Raw genomic sequence first — 2,433 nt, forward strand, 5'->3', positions numbered from 1 at the left:
GGCCTTGCACTTCTCTTTTTTTCGTGTTATCTTACATTTAGTGGCTTCCATTTGTAGGTTTTTTTCTTTTTAGACCTACTAGAAGTCTTTCAGGTCTCATTTCTTTCATACTAAGTTAACAGAGCCAAAAATAAATATTTTACTGTTAAATACCCTTAACCCTTAAATATGAACTATGAAGGATTCAGGTATCTGTGCCGGAATTATTTTGAAAAATTTAAGATTATATTTAGTAAACCAGCTTTACCCACAGACGATGCTTGTAAGATTTCATAACAATAGGTGAATACTAATTATGTATAACATACAAGAATATCATTTTTTTCTTCAGCTATTATACGTTTACCATATAGTGAGTCATCACTTTCGGGATAATCTTCCCTGTAATGGGAACCACGGCTTTCTTTTCTAAACAGCATGGCAGACAGCACTGCCTGGCTGGTTCTTAATGCGTGAAAAGCTTTCATGGAAAGTTTTATATCATACCCGCTTCTTATAGCCTTTGCCGCATTGTAATGTTTCTGCATCTCCTTTACCCAGGACAGGGTTTCTGTAAGATTATTTTCGTTTCTTATTACATTGGCATAAAACCAAAGCCTCTCTTTAAGATTATATAATATTTCCTGGGGAGATATTCCAGATGTGGCTCCATTATCAATCCACTCATATATTTCTTTTACTGCTCTCTCTGATGGGATGTCTGCTGGTTTATGAGTTTTTATATATTTCACAGCTCTGTCTGCAGCTCTCCTTCCAAATACCAGACAAACAGATGTAGCAGCACCTCCATGCCTGTCTGCGCCGTGAATGCCTCCGGCAGTTTCCCCTGCAGCAAACAAGCCTTCCACTCCTGTTTCGCCATGCTCATTTATCCATATACCCCCGTTGGCACAATGTGCGAAAGGAGCAACGGAAATTCCTTGTTTTGAGAGATCTATTCCGTTTTTCAGGTAAAAATCTAAGGTTTTTCGCAAAAATTCATTATCTTTCTTTGCAATTTCAGGACTAAACCTCAATGTAAATCCTTTTTCGCTCTTTTGTTTAATAGCATAGTCCATCATAGAAAGGTCAAAGTACATAGATTTGTCAGCACATGTAAAAGGCCCGTGCATTGAACGGTCATTCAGGCAATCTTCAAAAGATACATTTTTAGGTAGATAATTTCTCAAGGCAGGATTTCCATTCTCATCAGTTACTTCCACACAGTACTGCAGGGACATTTCCCCAAAAAGCAGCTTATATATTGGGGACATGAGCCCGGGAATAAACTGCATAAACTCCAGGTTTATAAGTTTTGCCCCTGCCTCAAGAGCAACACTATGTCCTATACCGCATACATCATCTGTATTGAGGCTATGTTTATAAAGCCCGCAATATCCTCCGGTTGCAAGAATTACTGCAGGTGTATTTACATATACTATATTTTCAGTATTATCGCATAATACAGCTCCGCATACAGCGTTATCACGTACTGTAAGCTTTAGTAAATCACAGAACTCCATTACTTTAATATTAGGAATTTCAGAAAAGTTATTTCTGACATTGTTTCTGATTTTATTCCAATCAGACCATCTTACTAATTTTCGTTCCCGCTTTGCAAAACAAGCTACCCTGCCCCCAAATTCTTCAGGAGTAATGCCTATATCGGGCAGCCTCTTTATCTCTCCTTCTATTTCCTCCACCATAATACGGCAAAGGTTTTCATCCGCAATTCCTGCACCAGAATCCAATAATTCCTCCATAAACAAAGAAACATCTGCCTGATCTTTTGGAAGTTGTGATCCTAACCCCGCTGTAAGAGGATAGAAACTGGCTCCTGAACATAGCTTTGCTTTTGCAGCAATTAACACTTTACAACCTGCACGTGCTGCATCATATGCCGCTCTAAGTCCTGCAAGTCCCGCGCCCACGACTAATACATCACAAGCAATTGTTTGATCTGCCCTCATACATTGCCCCCTATTTAATTCTAAAAAATGCTTTCAGTAACAGTTTTTGAATCTTTTTAGAGCAGTGGTTTATCTATCAGAATTTTATTCTTACTAAGACTCTAAAAGATAAACCTAAACTCTAAAAAACTCACTAACTGGATAGAAATCACTTATATATATGAAAAATCTGTGGTTATAAAATTTGAAAAAATTATGTCGCCCAAGATGTTTACTTAAATTAAAATAAAGCTGTGTACTGGGATTGAAATTAAGTCGTCAACTTGATATAAGCTTACGCTATAAACTAAGATGAATTAATAAATTAATTTATTATTCCATAGATATTATTGCAACCGGTTGAATTTTTTTTGATTATATCATACCCAAAACTGCATGTCAAAGAAAATATTATTGTTTTTGTTCAATATTTATAATTTAGTCTATTGTTTTTCAAATAATCATGTGTATTTCATACAAAATAATTAATATCCCATTTTAATTA

1 protein-coding gene is annotated in these 2,433 nt (G+C 36.0%); it reads right to left on the reverse strand.

The genetic code is table 11. The features are described 5' to 3' along the window. Positions 1 to 293 precede the first annotated feature (293 nt). On the reverse strand, positions 294 to 1,949 hold the full coding sequence (locus GXX20_07115) for an FAD-binding protein (GenBank protein ID HHW31426.1): 1,656 nt from the start codon (positions 1,947 to 1,949) through the stop codon (positions 294 to 296). Between the last annotated feature and the right edge of the window lie 484 nt (positions 1,950 to 2,433).

Source organism: Clostridiaceae bacterium, assembly GCA_012840395.1.
Classification (GTDB): domain Bacteria; phylum Bacillota; class Clostridia; order Acetivibrionales; family DULL01; genus DULL01.